Below are 1,194 nucleotides of genomic sequence, written 5' to 3' on the forward strand. Positions count from 1 at the left end.
AATGGCCAAAGCGAAGTTTGAACGGAACAAGCCGCACTGCAACATCGGGACGATTGGTCATGTTGACCATGGCAAGACGTCTTTGACGGCGGCGATCACGAAGGTTCTGGCGGAAGCTGGCGGGGCGACGTTCACGGCGTACGACCAGATCGACAAGGCGCCTGAGGAGAAGGCGCGCGGCATCACGATTTCGACGTCGCATGTGGAGTACGAGACGCCGAACCGTCACTATGCGCATGTCGACTGTCCGGGCCACGCCGACTACGTGAAGAACATGATCACCGGCGCGGCGCAGATGGACGGGGCGATCCTGGTGGTGTCGGCGGCGGACGGCCCGATGCCGCAGACCCGCGAGCACATTCTTCTGGCGCGCCAGGTCGGCGTTCCGGCGATCGTGGTGTTTCTGAACAAGTGCGACATGGTGGACGATCCGGAGCTTCTGGAACTGGTTGAGATGGAAGTTCGGGAGCTTTTGTCGAAGTACGAGTTTCCTGGCGACGACATTCCGATCATCAAGGGCTCGGCGCTGGCGGCGCTGGAGAACTCGGACCCGAAGCTCGGCCATGACGCGGTGCTGGAACTGATGAAGGCGGTGGACGCCTACATTCCGCAGCCGGAGCGTCCGGTCGACCAGCCGTTCCTGATGCCGGTCGAGGACGTGTTCTCGATCTCGGGCCGCGGCACGGTGGTGACGGGGCGCGTGGAGCGCGGCATCGTCAAGGTCGGCGAGGAAATCGAGATTGTCGGCATCCGCGAGACGCAGAAGACGACGGTGACGGGCGTGGAGATGTTCCGCAAGCTGCTGGACCAGGGCCAAGCAGGCGACAACATCGGCGCGCTGCTGCGCGGCACCAAGCGCGAGGACGTGGAGCGCGGGCAGGTTCTGTGCAAGCCGGGCTCGGTGAAGCCGCACACCAAGTTCAAGGCTGAAGCCTACATCCTGACCAAGGAGGAGGGCGGCCGCCACACGCCGTTCTTCACCAACTACCGGCCTCAGTTTTATTTCCGCACCACGGATGTGACCGGGGTGGTGCATCTTCCGGCTGGCACCGAGATGGTGATGCCGGGCGACAACGTGGCGATGGAGGTGCACCTGATCGTGCCGATCGCGATGGAGGAGAAGCTGCGCTTCGCCATCCGTGAAGGCGGACGCACCGTCGGCGCAGGCGTGGTCGCCAGCATCATCGAGTAGTC

General features: G+C 63.6%; 1 protein-coding gene. It reads left to right on the forward strand.

What is annotated here, in order from left to right; translation table 11 throughout:
* Position 1: 1 nt before the first annotated feature.
* A complete protein-coding gene (gene tuf / locus AC52W5_RS04005; RefSeq protein ID WP_495670065.1) occupies positions 2-1,192 on the forward strand; it encodes an elongation factor Tu in 1,191 nt (396 codons plus the stop codon).
* Positions 1,193-1,194: the final 2 nt, after the last annotated feature.

This window comes from Nitrosospira sp. CT, from assembly GCF_059489795.1.

Excerpts from the sequence above, each read along its gene's own strand:
- tuf (WP_495670065.1), top strand. The coding sequence starts at position 2 with ATGGCCAAAGCGAAGTTTGAACGGAACAAGCCGCACTGCAACATCGGG.